The organism is Paenibacillus brasilensis (assembly GCF_009363115.1).
GTDB classification, from domain to species: domain Bacteria; phylum Bacillota; class Bacilli; order Paenibacillales; family Paenibacillaceae; genus Paenibacillus; species Paenibacillus brasilensis.
The window spans coordinates 3441955-3464853 of sequence record NZ_CP045298.1 but is presented as its reverse complement, the minus strand read 5'-3'; the positions used below and the strand labels follow the sequence as shown (position 1 = coordinate 3464853).

Below are 22899 nucleotides of genomic sequence, written 5' to 3'. Positions count from 1 at the left end.
AAATTGAAAACACCCCACTCTTCAAAATTAATAAAGAATGGGGATTATTTTTAGATATTTATAATACCTACTCGTGATATAAAAGCTGTTAGATTTTGCTTGATATCTGTTAAAAGAAGCTCTCTAAATCCTAGAAACGGATTAGCTAATTTTAAGTGATCTGATGACTCATTAGTTATATGATGTAGACTAAAAACAACTTTAGTTAACTCCCCTTTTATTTTCAATTCCGGAGTGCAGTAGATAGAATTATTTTTGTGAATTTTAGAAAAATATTTACTACCAACCAAAATTCCAAATAATATACGTGTTTTCTTTAGCTTATTTTGTGCATAATCACAAGCTGAGGAAACATCTAGTTTAACTAACCTTAATATGCTTTCAGAATCTAATTGGAAATCAGAATCATTAAAGACACACTGGGCTACTTCTATTAAAAGATCATGATTATCAACGTAGTACAACTTCCCAGGCTTTTGACTATCAAACCTTGGCTCACTCTCACAAAGCAACTTTAGATTCGTATGCCCTAAGACATGTAAATATTGACTATGTAAAGATTCAAAAAGATCTTTATCAGAACAATCCCTTATTTCTTCTGGAGATTTAAAAGTGCAACAATCCACATTGTTCTTTTTCACAATAAATTTTTTATCTTTAAATATAGAGTAAACATCTTCATCTATTGTTTTTTTAATAGTAGAATCATTTAGAAAAAGAAACTTCCTTTCATCTATTGTAACTCTCTCTAATTGATTCCATAATTCGTCAGGTAACATATGATTTAAGGAAGCAAATGCATTTGTGATATAATCTTTTGCTGTTTTACCTAGTGATTTTCCTGCATTAGCAACAGCTAAACGTTGAATAATATTTTTTATGTTATCATCCCAGTCATTACCAGAATCAGATAACGAAGCGATATCATTAACTAAACAATTCGCTGCTTGTAATACTACATTTTCCCATATCAGTAGAGTTGATAAAGAATTAATTTCCTCTAATTTTTTATTTAAGTGATTAAATAATTTTTCTATTGAACCCTGCTTATACTTAACTTGAATAGGATTATATTGTTCCAAGATTTCAAATAATTCTTGTTTAAATGGCATTTCGATTTGTCCATCAAGCGTAGAAGCAATTTGATCATACATCTCTTTGTTTCCATAAGTTATTTCTACAAAATCATTTTTTTCAATATTAGTAATCAGATAAGGTTGGGGAACAGTGGTTTGTTCCTTAAGGTCAAGTTTGAACGCTTCAAAGTATTCATTATCATGTTTACTCCACACACATAAGATATATGGTCCATTACTTACACTTACAGATTTCCTCAATAAATTAAAAAGATTAGTATTAATTAAGTGAGGATCAGTTACGTCTGAGAATCTCATGTCTAATATCACAAGCCGAACCCCATTAAGTGGCTTTATTGGCTGATTTTCATAATGCCCATCCCAATATACAGAGTAAACTCCATTAGAAGACAGGGCTTTTATAATGGGCAAAGCTTCTTCAAATTGGTCATCTATAATAATTACTTTATTAATAACTGGTGATTCCAAAACTATTCCTCCTTAAATGATAACGCTATTATAGCCCCATGTTTATATTCGTATGGTATTTCCAGATCATCAAACTCTGGAAAGAAAATATCTCCTTTATGTTGCTTCATGATCTCACTTGCTAGATGAAGGCCTAATCCCATCCCACCCATTTTGTCTGTGATAAATGGTTTAGTTATCATCTCAGTAGGTATTGTAAACCCTTTACCATTATCTGCAATGATAATGCTCTTATATCCTGGAATTTCTCTTGTGATATCCAAGTAGATTTTCTTATTCGAAATATTGGCATAGTTTAACCACCAGATAGAATTATCTATAATATTAATAATTGTGCTTGCAATTAGATTCTCATTCCCTTTGACAATAAACTCATCTTGATTACTCAAATATTTTTTCTCAACAGTAATTTCATGAGCAGATAATCTAAAATCAACCAAAAATAAGGATTGGTTAATTAACCTTTTAAACTCGAAATTCTTTATGTTTTTAGATTTAACGACAGAAGAGTATCCCATTGTTAAACTACTTAATCTCTTTACTAACCCCATAACATGTTGTGAAGCCTGATCTGCTTTGGTAGCGTGCTCAAGTTCAGAAATTACTTTCTCTATCTCATGTAAAACCACTGTCATACTTATTCCTATACTTGAACTTTTCTGATACACTTCCGTTATATGTTGGTAATCACGCTCAATATTGTCTAAACACCCAAACAATTCCTTTTTAAGTGATTTATCCGAAATTTTCTTGTCGATTCTTTCTCTAAGAGATGCTACTTCTGCTACTACAGGTTCCGATTTCGAAGTAGCACCATAGTATTTTCTTATTAGATACTTATCTTGAGCCCTATCATGTTCAAATTTTTCTATAGCAAAAAGAACCGCATCTCTGAAACAAATGTATGCCGAATCTTCAATAAACCCTTCCCGATTAGTTTTTTCCTTTAAATCGAAGCTTTCGTGTCGATTTAGTTGAATGCTTCCTAAAACCAAGTTGGTGCTGATTTTATCAGCAGGACTGTTGACTCTCTTAGCATTTAAATCTAACCAGTCATCATCACCAGAAGAATAGATTCTAACATTATCTCGGTAAACAAATATACCACCATTTGATTTTAAATACCTTTTGAGACCCGAGGAATCAGATACATCTCCAAATTTAAGTAAACTTGAGTCTAAATCAAAACTTAATAATTCAACTTGAACACTTCCAATTTGAAATTCACTCAAATCGATAGGTATAAACTCTCTAGTTCCCTTAATTTTTGTTTTAACTTCTCTACGCATTTCTATTTCCCCAATAGCATTCGTTCTCATTTCTAACTTATCCAAAGAATTCCATGGGTAAAAATCATATTTATAATTTTTTATTTTGTTGCCTTGCAGAGTCATAGTTGCTTTAAATAATGCATAGTCTTTAATCTCATCATATTTCATTAACCCTGTTAGCCATTCTTCTTTATCAATTTTAAAGTCAACTTGAAAAGAATCCAAGGCTTCAAAAGGCGAATTTAATGAGGTAATTGCCCGCTGTAAGTCTCTGACCTTACCTCTTGTCCAAGGAACTTTAAGTTTCTCAATAATAATTTTTGTTCCAGAAGGGCTATTATTTAAAAAAGTACAAGAAGGGTCTCGTTCTATAATATCAATAGGTACGTCAGATAAATATTGATTTGAATTAAAAATAGACCAATCTATATTGAGATAAACCTCACTATGATTTTCTGATCGAGTTATCAATGTAATTCTGTTACCTAATTTATGTACACCAAAACGTCCAATCCCTTTTTCCCCCATAGGAAGTCTGTTCAACTTACTACGTAGGTTCTTTTCAAGCATTTCCTTTAATTTTTTTTCTTTATGATCAGTACCAGGTTCCATCCAATAGTTTTTGACTACATCATAAGACATCCCATCTCCATCATCCTCAATAGTGATTATCGCAGATTCCGAATCTTCCACATGACTCATTGTTATTTGAACATTCTGAGCATCAGCATCATAAGAATTTTTGATAAGCTCGAGAACGGCAATAGTCTCATCTTTAATCAATTGCTCTCCTAACTGGGACATTAGCCTTGCTCTTGGTTTAAAGACAATAGCTTGTTTCATTAACTAGCACCTATCCTCTATATTTTTTTTGGAAAATCCTACTTGTATTTTTACATAAGAACCACAAAGGAGCAAGCAATAAAAAATCAAATTTTATGTTAGGGAATTCAGTTATAATAGATAAGAAGAAAAAGAAGCCGTGCAATCACACGACCTCTCACAAAGCAATTAATTACGGACGAATAGTTCCAAAACAAATCGCTATTTTCTATCACTCCTACGACAACGCCAGCATCGCCTTCATATCTTCCTCCGCTGTCGTAATCAGCTTCAAGCCAAACATCTCCACAAGTACATCCAACACCCCCGACGAGATAAACTCGGGCGGTTTGGGTCCGATGCGGATGTCCTGAATGCCAAGGCTGAACAAGCCCAGCAGGATCGCCACCGCCTTTTGCTCAAACCAGGACAACACGATGCTGACCGGCAGCTCATTCACTGTACAGCCAAAAGCATCAGCAAGCGCCAAAGCAATTTTCACCGTGGAACCGGAATTGTTGCATTGTCCCAGATCAATATAACGCGGAATGCCAGTATCTCCAACTGTGCCGTAATCCACATCATTAAAGCGGAATTTACCGCAGGATGTGGTCAGAATGACCGTATCGTTCGGCAAGGATGTGGCCAGCTCGCGATAATAATTGCCACCTTTGCCTGGTGCGTCACAGCCTGCAATGACGAAGAAACGGCGGATATGTCCATCTTTAACCGCTTGAATAATCTCGGGAGCTAGCCCGATGACCGTCTCATGATGGTATCCTGTCGTAAGCACCTGTTCAGACTCTACATCTGCGGCTGGCAGGGCCAACGCGCGCTCAATCAGTGGAGAGAAATCATCATTCACAATTTTGGCGACACCCTCCAGCCCGGCTACTTCATAAGAGAAGAAGCGGTCTGCATACGTGCCTTTGATCGGCATGACACAGTTCGTCGTGGCAAGAATCGCACCCGGGAACTCCTCGAACAATCTGCGTTGATCGTACCAGGCCTTGCCGATATTGCCTTTGAGATGCGCATATTTCTTCAACGCAGGATAACCGTGGGCCGGGAGCATTTCCGAGTGGGTATAGATGTTGATACCCTTTCCTTCAGTCTGCCGCAGCAATTCCTCTAGCGCATACAGATTATGTCCGGTTACGACAATGCATTGACCTTCGATTTTATTCTGGCTGACGGTAATCGGCTGTGGAATGCCAAAACGATCCGTATGCGCACGATCCAGCACATCCATGATCCGTACAGCCGCATTTCCGACCTTCATTGCCATTTCCAAATGCTCTTGTACATTAAAGTTAGAATTGGTTAAGGTCATATATAGCGCTTCGTGCGTGATACGATCCACCTCGGGGTCGCTATAGCCTAGCTGTCTGGCGTGGGTCGCATAAGCAGCAATGCCTTTTAATGCAAAAATCATCGTATCCTGCAAGCTTGCTATGGTTTCATTTTTACCGCATACCCCAACGACAGTACACCCACCACTTGGCGTCTGTTCACACTGATAACAAAACATATCGTTTTCCTCCAAATATTGATAGATACTTATTCGTTATGCTTAGCGTAACAGAGCCCCAAATGATAAGGTGTGATTACACACACATTTTTCAGGTCACTCCTGATCCGACACGCTGACCCCGATTCCACCACCTTTGCGGTACTGCACCGGGGAAACACCCATGGCCTTTTTAAAAGCGGTGCTAAAATAGTGCTGGCTGTCGTATCCGGTGCGCTCTGCTATATCGTAAATGGACAGCGTTGTCGAGTCCAGCAATTGCACCGCTTTGCGGATACGGGCGCGCGTGACGAGGGTCACGAAGCTATCGTTAAGCTCCTTTTTGAGCACACGACTGAGGTACACAGCGGATACCTGTAGACGCGAGGCCAGAGCCTCCAACGTCAGCTCCCGATCGGCATACCCTTCCTGAATGAGCTGCCGCGCCCGGCGCACCAGTGGAGATAGCTGCGATTCGCCGTACACACAGTCACGGCACACCCGGAACGCGTCCACCGCACCTTCCAGCCCCCCGGCATTTGGCTCCACATGCGTATGAACCGCTATATTCAGATAGCGCCCCATCGCCTGCTCTATGGAAGCGCCGATCGTCTCGGGTGCCTCCCGCCACAGGCATATACCAATCAGCCCGTTCGCATCGCGAAACAGTACACGTGGCCGGTCCTCCAGCAGCTCGGCAATGATATTTTCTGCGGCAAAAAGAAACAACTGGCGATCATTTCCGCGCATAATCGCTTGTCGTGTCTCTATAACAGGCCACCGCACCACACCGATCTGAACAGGCGCCTCGGATGGAAGACGTAAAAACGCCAGCTGCTCCATGACGTCTTTCCCCGTGTGCTGCCCTTCCAGCCATTCCAGACAAAAGCGCTGGCGCAGCAACGGAATATTTCGCTGTATCTGCTCGGCAGCTTGCTCTACATAAGCGGCACGCTTGCGATCTTCGTCGAGCCGATGACCGAGCCGTGACAATACAGTATGAAGCTGCTCCGCATCCACCGGCTTCAAAATATAGTCTTCTACACCAAGCCGCACAGCCTCCTGTGCATAAGCAAATTCATCATGCCCGGAGATGATCAGGCAGCGGCAATCCGGACGTTCTTCCCGCAGATGCCGAATCAGCTCAATCCCATCCATGATCGGCATATTCATATCGACCAGCAAAATGTCGATGCCAAGCCGAACCGCCAGCTCCAGCGCTTCTTCACCGTCCTCCGCCTCATCTGCAACCTCCATGCCGAGAGCCGCCCAGTCTACGCAATCCCGTATCCCTTCACGGATGATCGGCTCATCGTCTGCAATAAGTACCCGGTAACGTTTTTCCGTGTTACGTTGTTCCGTTTCTGTAGTCATTGAATTTGTCATCCTGATCCTCTCCTTTTTCATGAGGCTTCCTCAGTTGTCCCATATCCCGCAGCAACGGATGAATGATCGTAACGCAGGTCCCTGTTCCTACTTCACTCTCCAGTACAATTCCATATTCCTCGCCAAAGGATAATCGGATGCGCGCCTGTACATTCAGCATGCCGTAGCTTCTGCCGTTCACATTGGATCTGCTTTTCTTCTGCTGTTGTTCCGTCGCCTCCAGCGGCATTTCCAGCAAATTCTGCAGCTCACGCAGCCTTTCTGCCGTCATGCCTGCACCATCGTCACGAACCGTCAGCAGCAGCTTGTCGCCGTTAGCTTTCGCTTCCACACGAATTGTACCGGGGCCGCGTCTGGCCTTGATGCCGTGATAAATGGCATTCTTCACCACAGGCTGAAGAATTAGCTTTAGCACAAACAGCTCCTCAAGCTCCTCGGATACGATCAATTCCCAGCGAAGTCTGTCCCGATACCGGGTTCGCTGGATTTGCATATAGCTTGAAATATGCTCCATCTCGGAGCGAAGCGGAATAAAGTCATCTCCCTTGCTCAGTCCGAGGCGGAACAATTTTGACAGCGCCCCGACCATGTCGGATACGTCGTCTGCCCCATTTTTTCGGGCCATCCAATGAATCGTATCTAGCGTATTGTATAGAAAATGCGGCTTAATATGCTCTTGAAGACTACGCAGCTCGGCATCCCGTTTTTGCCGTTCCCGAAGCTCGCTGAGCGACATGAGACGGCGAATTTGCTCCAGCATCCGGTTAAAGCTCCGGCCCAGCAATCCGATCTCATCCCCGCGATCGCTCCACTGACGAACCGTAAGATCTCCGGTCTCTGCCGTCCGCATATAGGACATCAGCCGGAATATCGGCTGCGCAATAGAACGCGATAAGCGCAAGGATGCCGTTAAGCCAAACAGACATACAATGAAAACAAAACAGACGACGTAGAATTTAATTTGCCGCACCTCCAGCGTCGATTCCCCTGCCGGGAATACCCCAACCGTTCTCCAGCCTGTAAATTCGGAAGCACGGAACATGAACAGCAGCTTCCGACCTCCGGCTTGACGGGTAAACATCCCGCTGTCACCTGACCCGAACCATTCCGGGGGAATACGCTCAATCAGCGGCATATCCGGCATATAGACGCTGCGTCCCTCGGCATCTGTTACCATTAAATACCCTGTTTTGCCCAAGGTCACGTCTCTGGCAGCCTGCGACACAGCCCGCAGCTTGAGATCAATCATAACCACGCCCAGCACGCGTCCCGTCTCCGAATCCGTGACCGAACGGACGACAGATACAATTTCACTGTCCTTATACCGGACATGAGTAGTCACATTACGGTGGCTCGGCTGCCCCAGCACGGTGAAGATACCGGCATGCTGCGCTGCCTGTTGGTACCAATCCTCTTCGGTCAGGCTGCGCTTGCTTCGGGCATACATTTCGTTGCTGATATAGTCACCGTTCTCGTTCACAATTAGAATCCCGGCAATCTCGGGATATAAGGTAGTAAAGCCCTGCAGAAATTGTTTCATTTCATATAGCGTATCCTGTGCCTGTACAGAGCTTGCTGCCTGATTGGGTAAGGTAGCCGAGTTCTGCGCCCGTCCCCTCTGCTCTTCCGGTTTTACTGCACTCGTATGATCGACACGACCTGCATGGTCGTCGGCCAGCGTCTGGCCTTGCCAAAACTCCCCAATATCCGGGTTAAAACCAATCAGATACGTCATGTTCTGCAGATTTTCCATTTTGGTATCTAACGCCTCGTTCACCTTGCCAATCAACTGCATCGTATGGTCTTCCACCTGCCGCTCAATAATCCGTTCTACCGTCCAGTTGACGAGCAGACCTAATCCCAATGAAGGCACGATGCCAAACAACAGAAACAACAGCATCAGCTGATATCGTAAAGGCATATTGCGCAATCGCAGCTGCTGCATCCTTTTGCCCATTTCTGTGTGGATGCGCTTCCATATTTCAGAAATCAAGCTTTGCTTTTTCCTCTTCTGTCGATCGTCATTTCGCATAATAATCATCTACATTCTTCCTTGTAACAACGGAAATGCCTGTATCCACCCGCACGGGCAGCGGGGCGTTATCACCGGAGGAGGAGGGGGCCGGAATCGTCAAATGATGGTGCAAATGGAATAGATATTGAAGCGACCAATACCCCATATTCCATGTTCCCTGCGCAATTGTCGCCGAGATTGTTCCTCCACGAATCATATCCAATGTCGCCTTGTTCGTATCAAAAGAAATGATTTTTAGCGGATGGCGGTTCTTTTGGCTGAGCACCGCTTCCCCCACCCCTGTAGCTCCCGTCGCCTCGGTCACAAAAATACCCGCCAGTTTCGGATAAGCCTTCATCAATCGAAGCGACTCATTCCGGGATACCAGCGCGTCTGCGTGACCATCTGCTACTTCTACCACCTTCATGGCAGGATACTGCCGCTGAATGGTATCACGAAAGCCTCGCGAGCGTTCCTCATGGTTTTGCTGACCAGGCAGGGTCAGAACGGCGACTTCACCTTCCCGTCCCAACAGCTCTGCCATTTTATCCGCTGCGGTTACGCCCGCCTTATAATTATCCGTTCCCAAAAAAGAATACGCCCGGCTGCCCGGTGCTCCTGCATCAAACAACACCACAGGAATGCCCGCATCCAGTACCTTATTAATCGCCGGGATCAGGGAGTGAGGATCAATCGCGGAAATCGCAATCCCTGCTGGCTTACGGGCAATCGCCTGTTCAATGACAGTCGTCTGTTCCTGAGCATCATAACCGGTAGCTCCTCGATACTCCACAGTCACCCCCAAGGCATCGCCGGCATCCTCAAAACCCTTGAGACCGCTTTTCCAATACTCCAAGCCAGACTTGAACGTAATCATCATATAGGTTTCTCCGATATTGCCTCGGAGCCCTTTTTCCTCCCAAGCTCCCTTCAAGGGCCCCGATTGTTCATACCTGAACACATAGAGCGCAAAGGCCGCAATCAGCAGCATATATACCAGCAGCGTTTTTTTCATTTGCCCACCTCTTCCGTACGGTTCCTCAAGTTGTGAATTTTCTGTGATTTCAACTAGATTGTAAACGCAATCATACTCAAATTGGAACCACTTCCACTCTTCCACTCTTCCAACTTTTAGGTAACGTTAATCCTGCACTAATGTTCCTGCGTTACAATACCTACAATTGTGTTATTGACCCTATACGATTCTTTTGGAAAAGGAGTGATATGGATGAGCAAGCCGCGTATCGCGGAGTGGACAGAACTGCGGGGTCTTGCCTACCTCGCTGTCGTGCTTCAGCATTGCATTGGCGAATATATTTATCGCAGCGACATTCAGCAGCCAGATTCCGTTATGCTCGCAATGCTGTACCATTTGACACGCTTCGGTACACCAACGTTCGTTTTCCTGTCTGCGGCGCTGCTTTTTTATAATGGTAACAAACCGATTGGCTATTCCCGTTACATTGGCAGACGGTTTCGAGATATTTATGTTCCATTTCTCTGCTGGACGGTCGTTTATTGGCTATGTAATCAGAACTGGTCGACTGCGCAGTGGGGAAATATTTATTTTTACAAGGGCATGTTAAAGGAAATGATTATACCTGTCAGCGGATATCATTTGTGGTTTGTGGTGATGATTTTTCAGTTTTATATTTTGTTTCCCTTATTTGCAAAAGCGACCGGGCAGGTGCAAGCGTTTCTACGTCGTTATAGCATGAAAAGACGCAAGCAGCTTGTTTTGGCTGTCATGCTGGTAGCCGCTGCGGCCTATGCACTGCTGTTACAGTGGTCCTACTATGACATGTCTGCATGGAGTACCCGGTTGCCTTCCTTTTGGCAGGCCCTGCTAGATTACCGGACCTATAACTTTGTCATGTACTTTTTCTATTTTATGCTGGGCGCAGTGTGCGCCTATATGACGGACACGTGGCGGGGACTGGCCCAACAGACGTTACCTTGGAATGTATTTGTTTTTATTGGCTTGTTCATGCTCATGGGTCACACCATGCTGATCCAGTCAGGCGATACGATTAATCTTAATATCTCCACCTATCTTAAACCAAGCACCTTTGTGCTGATTGTCTCGCAGCTGCTTTTGCTGTACGGACTACTGCTCCATTTGCAAAAAGACAAGCGCTCCGAGCCGTTTCGCCGCATGCTAAACTGGATCGGACGTTATTCCTTCGGAGGATATCTGGTACATGCACTCGTGCTGTCTTTCATATCCTATTACACACGCCCGCTTTCACTGGGCGATCATCATTTTACAGCCACGCTGATCACTTTTATTGTCGTGGCAAGTACTTCTCTGGGTATCAGCTGGCTGTTTGCCCATCTGCCGGGAGGCAACTGGATTGTCGGCTCCAAAGGTCGCCAGCGGTTGAACTGGCGCTCGCCTCGGTTCCAGTTTCTTTCGTCCAAACGTGCTTCCAAAGGCACGAAGGAGCTTGGCTGATCTAAAAGGGCCGTTTTCCAGTTCGGAGTTCTGATTCAATCAAAATCAAGACTTTTGCAGGGCTCTCTTATGGAGCTCTGCTTTTTTGTTGACTTGGTCTAACACGCCATCCCCCGGCTTATTAACATTTTATGACATGAACATGTGTTTTATTTTAAAATAAGTCATTTTATACAATAATCATAAACGTTATGTGGGAGAAGTCACAGTTTTGCATAAAAGGAATGGGGGATGGGAAACCTACACACAAAGAAAAAGGAGTTAATCGGTCGTCTTCAAAACATTTGGCTGAGAAGCTAAAAAGAATTATGCGCGAGTATCCAACAGCCAAGCAAGGCGAATATGCTGAATAGCTCGGTGTATCCCAAGGGCGTATTTCCCAGCTTAAAAGCTGTTATAGGTATCGCTCAACTCACATTCCAGCAAAACTAAATAACCAGTCGCTCGTTGATCTCAAGAGACTGGTTATCCCAACTTTTCATTAGTAGATACAGCATTTTTGCGCGCCGCCAAAATCCGTACTTTCATATAATTTCTTATATTTCTTACTTGGCCAGCTCACAAGGGCGTTTCCGGATTACTCCAGAAACGCCTACCTTTTTTTGCCAATTTTCCTCACATGCTTGACCATAGCTCAAACCTACCAGACATCCCTTTTTTAGTCTAGTTTTCGTGAACCGAGGTTGAAGGTGTCCCTGACTCCTGTTTCAATTGAGCTTCATGTGGAGACCCGGACTTACGGTCAAATGTAATCGGGCCTTTACGGTTAACGAGTCGTTTCAGATCGACGGTCATTTCATTTTTCAGCTTATCAATGAGCTGCTCCTCTTTGATTCCTTTGCTTTTAGCGATATCGGCCAACGATTTCCCTTGTCCCAGCTCATTTTCCAACTGGGCAGGAGTGATGCCCAAAAGCTTGGCTACTTTTTCGTTCAGGTGATGATTCCAGCCCCCAGGCCGTTTCCCATGCCCATGCTTGTGAGCATGCCCTTGTCGATGGCAGTCCTGTGGCTCCGTGTTCCCTTGACCAGCCTTACCTTGAATCAAGTTGTTGGGAGTAAGAGCTTGCATCTGGAGACCCGTTTCTATACTAGAAGCTCCGGCCGTCCCCGCACTACCATACATCATCACTCCTCCATACAGAGTAGCAGCGATCAATTTCCATTGTTTTTTCATGTTGCATACCCTTCTTTCATTCTTTTTCATCTAATATTTTCTCTTTCCGCTATTTTTATTCGTTTTCACGCCTGTTAAGTAACCATAAAACGGTAAAAAACGATCTCATGCAAATTTCTATCATGATTACATTTCTTCAATCTACTCTGGCTCCTTGTCATGGAGAGTGAGCAGGAATTAAATAACTAAACTTTTTACAGTAGAACTTAAATTTTTGCAGGTTAAATATTAAGGAAGCTATGATAAAATATTTTAGTAACAGCTTACAATTGAATTTATGGAAGTAAATGATGCATTTTGGTTTGCTACGGGCTGCAAAGCATCATAAATTTGTTTCTTGCTTACATTGCCAGCGGTAACTGCACAGGCGGCAACAACGATCACCTCAAATCAAAGTGGTATCCAAGACGGCTACTACTATGAGTTATGGAAGGATTCCGGGACCACAAGTATGACTCTCGATAGTGGTGGCACGTTCAGTGCCGACTACCAACCAAACGGCAATTCGTATTTATGTGTCTATGGGTGGACGGTTGACTCGCTCGTAGAATATTACATCGTCGATAGCTGGGGCAGCTGTCGTCCGCCGGGAGCAACGTCAAAGGGCACCATTGCCGTTGACGGGGGGACATATGACATCTATGAGACCATTCGAGTCAACCAACCTTCCATTAAAGGCAATACAACTTTTAAGCAGTATTGGAGTGTCCGGACGTCAAAGCGCACGAGCGGAACCATATCTGTTGGCGAACACTTCAAAGGGTGGTAAAACCTGGGGGGGTGGAAATAGGTAAGATGTATGAAGTTTCGCTTACGGTAGAGGGATATCAAAGCAGTGGAACTGCTACTGTGACTGTAATACAATTACGATCGGCGGCAACTCCGGCGGCGGAACTACTCCTCCTCCAAGCACAGGTACGAAAGTGGAAGCCGAGAGTATGACCAAAGATGGTCAGTACACCGGGAATATCAGTTCGTCGTTCAACGGAGTCGCTTTATACGCCAACAATGATTCGGTGAAATATACGCAGAATTTCTCCAGCGGTACCCATAGTTTTTCACTCCGTGGTGCTTCAAATAACTCCAACATGGCCAGAGTCGACTTAAAAATCGGCGGAGTGACGAAGGGCACCTTCTACTTCGGCGGAAGCAGTCCTGCGGTCTATACTCTAAACAATGTCAGCCATGGAACCGGAAATCAAGAGATTGAGCTCGTTGTAACAGCCGATAACGGGACATGGGATGCTTACATTGATTATTTGGAGATCAACTAAAATCCCGAAGCACTTTATATATTTTTTGCATACTCCTTATTGTAAAAATAACAACATCTTGAAAATTGCAATCTGTTATACAATGGCAGTTAACAACTAGAAATCGCTATAAATATATTCATAAGAGATGCAGGTGATAGCGATGGAATGGTATTTTGCGTACAAACAGGAATTAGAGGACGTGTTTCGCCAAGCGGAGGAGCGAACAGCTGCGTTTCCTGCTCCGTTTCAGCATCAGGGTCTTGACTATCTGGCTCGTTTTAATCCATTGCGTGAAGACAGCACACGGAACTACATATGCTACTTGCTTCCCTTTTGGCTGCAAGAAATCACCGGACTGTCTCCCGAAATATGCCGAAAGCTCTCACTTGGCAACGTGTTTGTCATGGCTCACTATTTAATTCAGGATGACGTGATGGACACAGCAGCAGACAACTGTAAATCGCAACTCGCCTTAAGCCAGCTATTTTATACCGAATGTCTAAGCATTTATCGGGACCTTTTTCCCGCGTCCTCTCCTTTTTGGTCACATGCCCAAACCTATGTCGGAGAATGGGCCGTTGGTGTGACATCCGAGGGAACAGAGGACCATTTTCAAGGGAATCGACATCGGGTGGCGCTGAAAGCAAGTCCGTTAAAAATGGCCGGAACAGGCGCTTTACTGCTGGCAGGCCGTGGCGACCTAGTCCAGACCATTACAGCTATGACGGATACGGCACTGCTTGTGCTCCAAATGTCGGATGATTGGGCTGATTGGTCGGAAGACTGGGACGAAAATAGCTACAATTGCCTATTGTCCCATATCAGTGCCGAGCAAAAGAAGGCTTATCGTGACGGATTGAATCCAGAAATGATTCAGGAAGCGATATATGTACGTGGCATGCTTACCAGTTATGCAGGAATTGCTGATCAGGCAGTCCAGCAGTTGGAATCTATGGAGCCTCCCATCCCCGGCCTGCGTATGTTTGCACGTTCCATCGCGGAAGAACTGGCCGAAGAAGCCGTAGAAATTGAAAGCGGACGCTCGCATTTGAGAAGAGGCGGACTCGATTTTTGGCTCTCCAGAAATATGAAATAATTCTAGATTTTGATGAGCCTTTCGTGGTATACTGACTGGGTAAATATAACCAATTGAATGAGAGGGTGATTTTTGATGGCTACTGAAGTTCTTCAAACACAAGTCATTCAAAAAGCTTGGGAGGATGCCAGTTTTAGAGAAAAACTAATGACAGATCCCAAATCTGCAATCCGTGATGTGTTAGGGGTCGTGATCCCCGATCATATCCAAGTCAAAACGTTAGAGGAAACACCTGATCAGTTTTATCTGGTCATCCCTCCAGACCCTTCCGGCGTACTTGCTTCATCCCGGAAACCTCGCTCGATGTGGTAATTTGGTTTTCGTAACATACTCGTATTACAATTATTAATCACACACGGGTGGGTTCAGCAAGCTTCCTTTCGTTTTCTCCGAACGCAAAAAGCCGGATATTATCCGGCTACGGGGAAGCGGATGGTCGCTTCTGTTCCCACCCCTTTTGCACTTGTAAAAGATATTTTACCATTCATCGTTTCAATAATCCGAAAGGTCACCATCATCCCTAGACCCGTGCCTTTTGTCTTATTCGAAAAATAAGGCTCACCTAGTCTGGATAAGGTCTGAGCATCCATTCCTTCGCCATTATCCCGAATATGAATGACAGCTTCTCCATTATCCACATAAGCCCATATATGAATATGACCCTGATCTCGCAGCGCTTCAATGCTGTTTTTGATAATATTGATGAACGCCTGCTTGAACTTGGAGGAATTCCCGCGTACTTTGATTTCCTGGGGAATATCCAGCGAAATTTTACCGCCCTGCAAATTAGCCATCGGACTAATGATTCCTTCAATATGCTTGAATTCATCCAATATAGTCAGCGTTTTGGTTTGTTCAAATTCCGGTTTGGCAAAGGTTAGAAAATCGGTAATAATCGCGGAAGCCCGATCCAGCTCCTCCAGCGCAATATGCAGATAATCTTTGTTTTTGCCATCCTCCTGCTTACTCATGAGCTGGAGAAATCCGCGAGTCACTTGAAGCGGATTACGTACCTCATGCGCTACAGATGCAGCCAGATCGCTGATGATCTCCATTTTCTCCGAACGTTGAAGCTCATTATTGAACATCTCCAGCTCTCTGGAATAGCGAACCACCTGATTATGCTTTTCTGCCAGTCTTCTACCCAAAATCGCAATCAACGCCAGCACAAAGCCGAACACGCCCCATTTCCACAGGAACATATTATAGCGCCCTTCCCGGATGAAGAACCAGGTCAGTTCACCAACGGAGATGACAGCGAAAAAAGCAAAGCCTACCGATAAAATAATCGCTTCATGATCTCCCTTAAGCGCCATACGAACCGAAGCAAACACTAGCAGTGCAAGTAAAGCCACGAGCAATACGCTCAGGACGGTTACACTGAAAAAATAATATACATCGTTTAACCGCTCCTGTGCACCCAAATTCACAATCATCATGGTAAAGCAGAACAAGGAGTAAGCAGTTAGAACCTTTCGAAACTTGCGAATCAGTAGAATCGAACTGATATTTTGTTCAAAAAAATACGCTAATGAAGGCAACAAGATGAACATTCCCACATCAAAGAGCTGTAAATACAGCTTGCCATAGCTGCGATAGAACGTATACAGAAAAGGCGAATACGTCACAATCATCAAACCAATGGACAGTACAATTGCGCTGAGGGACAGCCACATGGCCATGCTCGGACGGAACAGAAAGAAAGAGCAGATCAACAGTACAAGAGCCATGAATATGAACGTGCTGCCCAATACGATATCCAAAACATCCATTCTGACCAAAGTCCCCAGCAATTCACGATAATCACCAGTGATCACATTTCCGATAATACCCAGTCTATTATGGCTGCTTTCCGTCCATATGTATAATGTTTTACCGCTATCTTCCGGTTTCAACGGAATCAGAATACGATTATTTTCATAATTGTACCCACGGTAGGATTCGTAAAAATTGATGCCATCCTTATACAGCGTAATATGCCGGCCATAGATATTTTCAAAAAGCACCGCTGGCGTTTCATCATTAAGTGAAGGCAGACGAATACGAATCCAGGCAGAGCCGATATTGCCAGGCTGCTTGGGCAACTGTGAATCTTCCTGAATATGCATCCAGGTCTTGCTAGGGTCCCTTACCTCATCTAAGGAGCCATCCTCCCCTTCCACTCCCCATCTCATATCCCATGAAAGTATCTTGCTTTTTCTTTCCGGGGTCGTTTTTGCCGCAAAGACGGGGTGGCTGAGCGACATTAGCATCACAATGACCGCCAGCAGAGCGACGACAGCTTTGGGCACATGCCTCATGTTAAGCACCTCAAAGTTACAAAGTAGGATTTACAAATTTGTATGCATTTTCACAATTTTAAACGTCCTGAAATAATATTATTCTATACGATGATGTGCATACCTTCTTCAAAAGAAGGGTATCATGTTCTTTTTACTCATTATTTGTAAAATCTTTATATTGGTTAATAATCATTTCTTGCTCGTGGCACTCCATCTGCTTTCTGAGCCCCATGGCTAATCATCGGCCCGGACATGACCATTCCAATTCATATCCCTCCCTCTCCTCTTTATCATATCACAGCGGTTACGAAAAAAACGTTTATCGTGAATGCCATATTCCCTTTCGCATGATTTTAACCTTTGACAGACACACTAACTCAAGGTTTAGCCTTTCTACTGTTTGGGTAAGGTCGAAATAAGCATCAAAAGTAAAGGAGCTGAGCAACATGGCCAAACGTGACGATCGCACCACTGAGCTGCATGACTATGATTTTGAGCCTTCCCTGCAAAACGCGGAAACCAACTGGGAGAATCTGACCGCAGGACCGGATACCCAACTGGAAAATATCCCTGACGCTGATGAACTGACACCAGGCAGTACCGTCGACCCTTCCGCTCCTGCCGAATTCCTGCATGGTACAGATTTGTTAAACGGTAGCGACGGGGATGAGGATTAGATCCAGGATAACGTTTACCTCCCCTCCTAAACGGGTAATAAAGAGTAAACACTGGAAGAAGTTGACTGGTCCCTATGTATAAAAATCCAATGTCTCAGGCCGATATGGAGTACCAACGTTACAAAGCCTTAAATCCTGTGGAAGAAGACGATCGCAGGTCTGCGGACAAGACGACTACGATTGAACCTATGCAGGATTTTACCGAAGACAACCCACGAGGAGTCGCATCGACAAAGCCTGTGCCCAGAGATCGAGGCAGATAAGAAAAAGCGGATAGGGAATGCAAAAAGGGTGCTGCACAAGCCACACAGATGATACTTGGCTTGAGGGGCACCCTTTTTAGCTTCGTATATTACAATGGCAGCAACGCTACCGTCGACTTCGCTTCCAATCTCTCTACCATCTCATTCCATGCTGCAGATTTGGTATGATCATTACCACAGTAAGGGTCATAAATTTCCGCAAACATCCCCGCAACCTGGGCAAGCGCGTGCAGATCGGCCTCAGGACGTGTCCAATGAAAACGTCCTATGCCGAGCCGTTGCTGTACACATTATAACCGATTCAAATCAAGGGCGAAAACTGTACCGGATAAACAGGGCTTGCCTTCTGCACCTACTTTGTTTAAAATAAGATTCAAATCTTTTGAATACCATGAACAAAGACATGGACGGAGACAAGTAAACGTCTAACCGGATTCCCACAGAAAGGTACGAATTGCTGAGAGCGTACCGTAATCCCACGTTGAAATTCACTCCCGAGTCGAGCCTTGAACCGACAAAAGGATTCATTCCTTTGTCCGCATTAGAGGTTTCCGGAAGCCCCCGTTACGGGCATCAAGCTCAGAAGTACTGCCGTCGCCTGAATTGACGTTGACGACTCGTATGTACACTTCTGTAATTAGGGTGGTACCACGGCATTCGTCCCTTGCGACGAGTGCCTTTTTGTGTTATTTTCTGCCAAAAAGCCTATGAGCTAACAGAAAAAACAAATTTAAATTCGGGAAGGGTGTACTGTATGTCAACCAATGAAAATTCTTTGGAGCTGTTGCGGGAACAGCTCGATGCTACAAACTTGCAATTGCTGGAGCTGCTGTCCCAACGTGCTGAACTGGCGGGACAACTCGGAAAATTGAAGGAAGCGCAAGGGGTACCCGACTTTGATCCGGTACGTGAGCAGCAAATGCTGGATAAGCTGATCGCGGCTAACCGTGGACCTTTTGACGATGCTACGATTCGCCAATTGTTCAAAGATATTTTCAAGGCTTCTCTGAACTATCAAAAAGAAGAGCACAAAAAGCATCTGATCGTCAGCCGCAAAAATCAGCCGGACAGCACGGTCATTAAGGTCAAAGATACCTTGGTGGGCGGCAAAGCCTCCATCATGGTTGCAGGTCCCTGCTCTGTGGAAAGCTACCAGCAAACTCGCGAAGTGGGAGCGGCTCTCAAAGAGGCAGGTGTACCGATTCTGCGTGGCGGTGCGTTCAAGCCGCGTACGTCTCCGTACGATTTCCAAGGGCTGGGCATTGAAGGTCTGCAAATTCTCAAGCGCGTAGGCGATGAGTTCGGGCTGGCGACGATTAGTGAAATCGTCGATCCAAGACATTTGGAGGAAGCCATCCAATACATCGACATCATTCAAATCGGTGCACGCAACATGCATAACTTTGAGCTGCTCAAGGCTGCGGGTGAAACCAGAACTCCCGTTCTGCTCAAGCGCGGGCTGGCTGCTACCATGGAAGAATTCCTTCATGCAGCGGAATACATCGTTTCTCGCGGCAACACGCAGGTCATGCTGATTGAGCGCGGTATTCGCACGTATGAAAAATGGACCCGCAACACGCTGGACATTTCCGCTGTACCGATTTTGAAAAAGGAAAGCCATCTGCCTGTACTGGTAGACGTGACTCACTCCACGGGACGTAAGGACATTCTTGCCCCTTGCGCCAAAGCCGCACTGGCTGCCGGAGCTGACGGCATTATGGTGGAAGTTCATCCGAATCCGGCAGTGGCTCTGTCCGATGCACAGCAACAGCTGAACATTCCTGAGTTCAATAAATTCATGTCGGAAGTAAAAGAATCCGGTTTATTCAAAGCATAAAACTAATTTTATGCAAGGATTCATAAACCGCTTTCATTTTCTCTGGTTATGATGTAGAATCTAAACAGGATTGTGACTGATCATGCAGGCAAAACCTAGATATATGTATGCTCCATTTTTTCTGAAGCATATATGTATTTAGGTTTTTTTTATATCCAAATTACGAATAAAAGGAATGCCTACATGGTTATCATCCTCAAAAACATCAAGTAGAAACTCAGAGAGGGGAACAGAAATGAGAGAAAGAAACGGAAGGCTCCGATTTCCTTAAAACACTATTCCTAGATGATGATAAAAGAGATTTATACGTTCAAACTTGGGGTGGAACCAATACCACAGCCAGAGCTCTAAAGTCCATTGAAGACGAATATAAAAATACAGATCAATGGGAAACGATTCAAAAAAAAGTAAGTGATAAGCTCGTGCTGTATATCATTTTGGACCAAGACGATAGCTACAATAACTACATTGCAAAAAATTGGCCTGACATTAGAATTATCAATGATCAATCTAACTTCTGGCATCTCGCCTATGCCTGGAAAATGCATACGGAGGAAGTAAACAGCAAGCTGCATGGAGAATGGAATTTCAAAAATATCCAGGATGGTCACGGCAAGCTGCTGAATATGTACGCCTTGATGGGTGATGGAAAAATCATTAAAGGTGAACTGGATGAAGAACAAAGAGGCAGTGAAGCCTACTTAAAGAAAAATCCTCAATACGACAAGTATGATTTTATTTCGGAAGGGGATTCTCCGTCCTTCTTCTATCTGTTTGATAATGGCTTGCGGAGTATGGAAAACCCAACCTATGGAGGCTGGGGAGGCCGTTTTGGTGTCGTTAACGATAAATTATTTAGAAATACGGTACTAGATTACGATGTATATACGAAAAGATTCGAAGCAGAATATTCGCTGATGCGATGGTTTGATGATATTCAAAATGACTTCGCTGCTCGTGCGGATTGGGCGATTGCGTCCGACTACAAAGATGCGAACCACAATCCAACGTTGACCATTAAAGAAGGATTGGATCTTACTGCTAAACCAGGGGAAAAAATCACGCTGCATGCTGAAGGGTCCGATCCGGATGGTAATTCATTAACCTATAAGTGGTGGAGATATTTTGAAGCAGATACGTATGAAGATTCTAAAGTAAAGCCAGCACAGGTTAAACCTGAAATGGCGGGTAACATGCAGCTCGGAATTCATCAAGAAGTAGCGAAGGGTGAGAAGTTAAACACCATTGACTTGCAAGGTAGTGACACGAATACAGTAAGCTTTACCGTTCCTGCAGATGCTAAATCAGGAAATACGATTCATATCATTGCAGAAGTGCAGGACAATGGAAAACACACTTTAAAACATTATCAACGTGTGATTGTAACCGTAAAATAACAGACCGAACGTCCAATACAAAGGCTCATGGGAAGTACAGCATTCCATGAGCCTTTTATTTATGCATATCATTATCATTCTGCGGGTATGCTCAACACGTTCAAGGCTTTTTCTCAGTCATAGGCACATAATATCCTTTACCATTCGGGCCCATGGCGAATTTATTGCGAAGATGGATCAGATTAGGGCCGAACTTGGCCTCCAGCTCTTCACGGAATTCATACAATATTTCCATGATATAAATATCATGAATAATCACTTCCGTAATTGGCATCACAAGGCCAGGATGCAACGACCATGCAGCACGGCTATCGTCACCGAGGGAAAGTATACCCGCTACAACCTCCCGGTCATCTATGCTGAGTACAATCCACCGACCGCCAATTTCAGACGTAATCTCCTCACTCATATCATGATGGTACACAGTAGCGAAATCAAAGTTAAGTTCCCCGTATGCTACAATAATCACTTCAATTCCTTGTTGTGCGGCTTGCTCAAGGGTATCCCTGAACACCTCAGCATCCTCTTTCCAAATTTCCAGCAAAATCCGGTGTTTGGCTCCCTTTACCCCTTCATTTATGCGATTGATAATGGCTTCATAGCCTGATATATTCCAAATATTCTCTCTATTTTGAAACGATGCTGTGTACTGCTCCAAACTCTCCTGCGCCACATTGAAAATCTGCTCTGCTCTGCGTTTTCTTTGGGCAATCAATTCATGCGGCGGGAGCGGCACATAAAGCGGCGTATTTTCTTGACTTACGATAATATCCCCGCGGTTAACCATTCCTGACAAAACCTCATAAATTTTGGATCTCGGTACTCCGGAATTCAATGAAACAGCGTATCCCGAAAGTGGAGAACTCTCCAATAAGGTCACATAAGCTTTGGCTTCATATTCACTAAAATTCAGATCACGTAGAATGTCTAATACATTAGGTTTTGGTTTCATGACGGATTCTCCTCAATTCAACTGTTCATCCCTACTATATCATTTCCCCTTGACAAAATCCGGTATACGCACTATCTTTCTAATAGTAGTTACTTTAGTAGTCACTATAGTAGTCACTATAGTAGTCACTATTCCATTTCCACAAGAGGTCATCTCAGGGAAGATTTTTACTTGAACAAGGTCATAGCTAACCACAGCCAAAGCAGCCGAAGAAGGAGCTTTGCTTGAACTCGACCATTTCGAGGAAGTCTGGGGTACGAAATATCCCCTCATTATCCGCTCCTGGCGGACCAATTGGGAGGAGCTCGCTACCTTTTTCAAGTACCCGCCCGAGATCCGCAAACTCATCTACACGACGAATATGATCGAGAGTTACCACCGGCAGCTTCGTAAAGTGACAAAGGGGAAAAGTATCTTTCCTACCGATGAAGCTCTGCTTAAAATGCTTTATCTAGCCACCGTCGATGTCACTCGAAAATGGACAGGACGTGTCCAGAACTGGGGACAAATGCTCCTCCAGTTTTCCGTCTTTTTTCCGGATCGGGTCGGTCAACACTTGCGTTAAAATCACAACTTTCCCCTCGGGGGAAACTATGCCTAAAAGAGCTTACACAAAATTATTGACAGACCCAAAAAATAACCGCTTGTCCTTGTTAAAGACAAGCGGTTATTTTTTCTAGGAGACTATTAAAGAATCATCCATCCCTATTCAGGCGGGGTGTCATAGTCCTCGAAAAATACTGGCATCCAGTCTCTACGTCAACCCTGATTCTCTCTCTATCGCTAACCCCGGCACCGCTTGTCTCTTTCATTGGATTGGCAATAGATTTATCTACATCAGAAATGGAGCCGCAAGAACTCAGCAGAAGAGTGATAGATAATAATAGAGTGCAGCCTGATAACCTCTCTTAAGCCCCGAAATTGGATTTGAGTCTAGGTT

The 22899-nt window shown here is 44.4% G+C and carries 15 protein-coding genes, 3 pseudogenes and 1 other annotated feature; of the genes and pseudogenes, 9 read left to right on the top strand and 9 right to left on the bottom strand.

Annotated features, from left to right (window positions below; genetic code table 11):
- Positions 1 to 50: 50 nt before the first annotated feature.
- From GCU48_RS16235 to GCU48_RS16210, 6 genes are all read right to left on the bottom strand, one after another.
- Positions 51 to 1565 carry a hypothetical protein gene (locus tag GCU48_RS16235; RefSeq protein ID WP_152380693.1) on the bottom strand — a complete coding sequence of 505 codons (1515 nt, stop codon included), beginning with the start codon at positions 1563 to 1565 and terminating at the stop codon, positions 51 to 53.
- A gap of 2 nt (positions 1566 to 1567) precedes the next feature.
- On the bottom strand, positions 1568 to 3679 hold the full coding sequence (locus tag GCU48_RS16230) for an ATP-binding protein (protein ID WP_152380692.1): 2112 nt from the start codon (positions 3677 to 3679) through the stop codon (positions 1568 to 1570).
- Between the two features lie 217 nt (positions 3680 to 3896).
- Complete coding sequence (gene hcp, locus GCU48_RS16225) at positions 3897 to 5189, bottom strand: hydroxylamine reductase (RefSeq protein ID WP_025716246.1); 1293 nt, start codon at positions 5187 to 5189, stop codon at positions 3897 to 3899.
- A gap of 96 nt (positions 5190 to 5285) precedes the next feature.
- On the bottom strand, positions 5286 to 6542 hold the full coding sequence (locus GCU48_RS16220; protein WP_244315729.1) for a response regulator: 1257 nt from the start codon (positions 6540 to 6542) through the stop codon (positions 5286 to 5288).
- Positions 6517 to 8595 (bottom strand): cache domain-containing sensor histidine kinase, encoded by a 2079-nt coding sequence (locus GCU48_RS16215; protein ID WP_370881037.1) that lies wholly within the window; start codon positions 8593 to 8595, stop codon positions 6517 to 6519. Before GCU48_RS16215 ends, GCU48_RS16220 begins: the two co-directional genes overlap by 26 nt.
- Positions 8576 to 9583: a substrate-binding domain-containing protein gene (locus tag GCU48_RS16210; protein WP_152380690.1), complete on the bottom strand. Its 1008-nt coding sequence runs from the start codon at positions 9581 to 9583 to the stop codon at positions 8576 to 8578. The genes GCU48_RS16215 and GCU48_RS16210 overlap by 20 nt, the downstream gene beginning before the upstream one ends.
- Positions 9584 to 9796: 213 nt before the next feature.
- Here GCU48_RS16210 and GCU48_RS16205 point away from each other — a divergent pair, with 213 nt between their 5' ends.
- Entirely contained in the window at positions 9797 to 11023 is a 1227-nt protein-coding gene (locus GCU48_RS16205; protein WP_152380689.1) for an acyltransferase, read from the top strand.
- Positions 11024 to 11686: 663 nt separating this feature from the next.
- Here GCU48_RS16205 and GCU48_RS16200 read toward each other — a convergent pair.
- Positions 11687 to 12199 (bottom strand): hypothetical protein, encoded by a 513-nt coding sequence (locus GCU48_RS16200; protein ID WP_152380688.1) that lies wholly within the window; start codon positions 12197 to 12199, stop codon positions 11687 to 11689.
- Positions 12200 to 12527: 328 nt separating this feature from the next.
- Between GCU48_RS16200 and GCU48_RS28885 the strand changes: the two are divergent.
- The 3 genes and pseudogenes from GCU48_RS28885 to GCU48_RS16180 all read left to right on the top strand — a co-directional run bounded on the left by GCU48_RS28885 (position 12528) and on the right by GCU48_RS16180 (position 14863).
- Positions 12528 to 13473 (top strand): annotated as a pseudogene (locus tag GCU48_RS28885) (glycoside hydrolase family 11 protein).
- Between the two features lie 142 nt (positions 13474 to 13615).
- Positions 13616 to 14551, top strand: a complete 936-nt coding sequence (locus GCU48_RS16185) for a hypothetical protein (protein WP_152380687.1) — start codon at positions 13616 to 13618, stop codon at positions 14549 to 14551.
- Positions 14552 to 14626: 75 nt separating this feature from the next.
- Positions 14627 to 14863: an NHLP leader peptide family RiPP precursor gene (locus GCU48_RS16180; RefSeq protein WP_152380686.1), complete on the top strand. Its 237-nt coding sequence runs from the start codon at positions 14627 to 14629 to the stop codon at positions 14861 to 14863.
- Between the two features lie 98 nt (positions 14864 to 14961).
- On the opposite strand, the gene GCU48_RS16175 is transcribed toward GCU48_RS16180, so the two are convergent.
- Complete coding sequence (locus tag GCU48_RS16175) at positions 14962 to 16851, bottom strand: sensor histidine kinase (protein ID WP_152380685.1); 1890 nt, start codon at positions 16849 to 16851, stop codon at positions 14962 to 14964.
- A 428-nt stretch (positions 16852 to 17279) separates the two neighbouring features.
- Between GCU48_RS16175 and GCU48_RS16170 the strand changes: the two genes are divergently transcribed.
- The 4 genes and pseudogenes from GCU48_RS16170 to GCU48_RS16150 form a co-directional block, all read left to right on the top strand.
- A complete protein-coding gene (locus tag GCU48_RS16170; protein WP_152380684.1) occupies positions 17280 to 17510 on the top strand; it encodes a hypothetical protein in 231 nt (76 codons plus the stop codon).
- 74 nt (positions 17511 to 17584) lie between these two features.
- A complete protein-coding gene (locus GCU48_RS16165; RefSeq protein ID WP_152380683.1) occupies positions 17585 to 17773 on the top strand; it encodes a hypothetical protein in 189 nt (62 codons plus the stop codon).
- 395 nt (positions 17774 to 18168) lie between these two features.
- Positions 18169 to 18441 (top strand) — a binding site (T-box leader).
- An 86-nt stretch (positions 18442 to 18527) separates the two neighbouring features.
- Positions 18528 to 19610, top strand: coding sequence for a bifunctional 3-deoxy-7-phosphoheptulonate synthase/chorismate mutase (locus GCU48_RS16155; RefSeq protein ID WP_025716236.1), 1083 nt, complete (start codon positions 18528 to 18530; stop codon positions 19608 to 19610).
- 239 nt (positions 19611 to 19849) lie between these two features.
- Positions 19850 to 21007, top strand: a pseudogene (locus GCU48_RS16150) (DUF1593 domain-containing protein); the annotation flags it as partial.
- Between the two features lie 100 nt (positions 21008 to 21107).
- Here the strand turns inward: GCU48_RS16150 and GCU48_RS16145 are convergent.
- Positions 21108 to 21959 (bottom strand): TrmB family transcriptional regulator, encoded by an 852-nt coding sequence (locus GCU48_RS16145; protein WP_152380682.1) that lies wholly within the window; start codon positions 21957 to 21959, stop codon positions 21108 to 21110.
- 208 nt (positions 21960 to 22167) lie between these two features.
- Between GCU48_RS16145 and GCU48_RS16140 the strand changes: the two are divergent.
- Positions 22168 to 22524, top strand: a pseudogene (locus tag GCU48_RS16140) (transposase); the annotation flags it as partial.
- Positions 22525 to 22899: the final 375 nt, after the last annotated feature.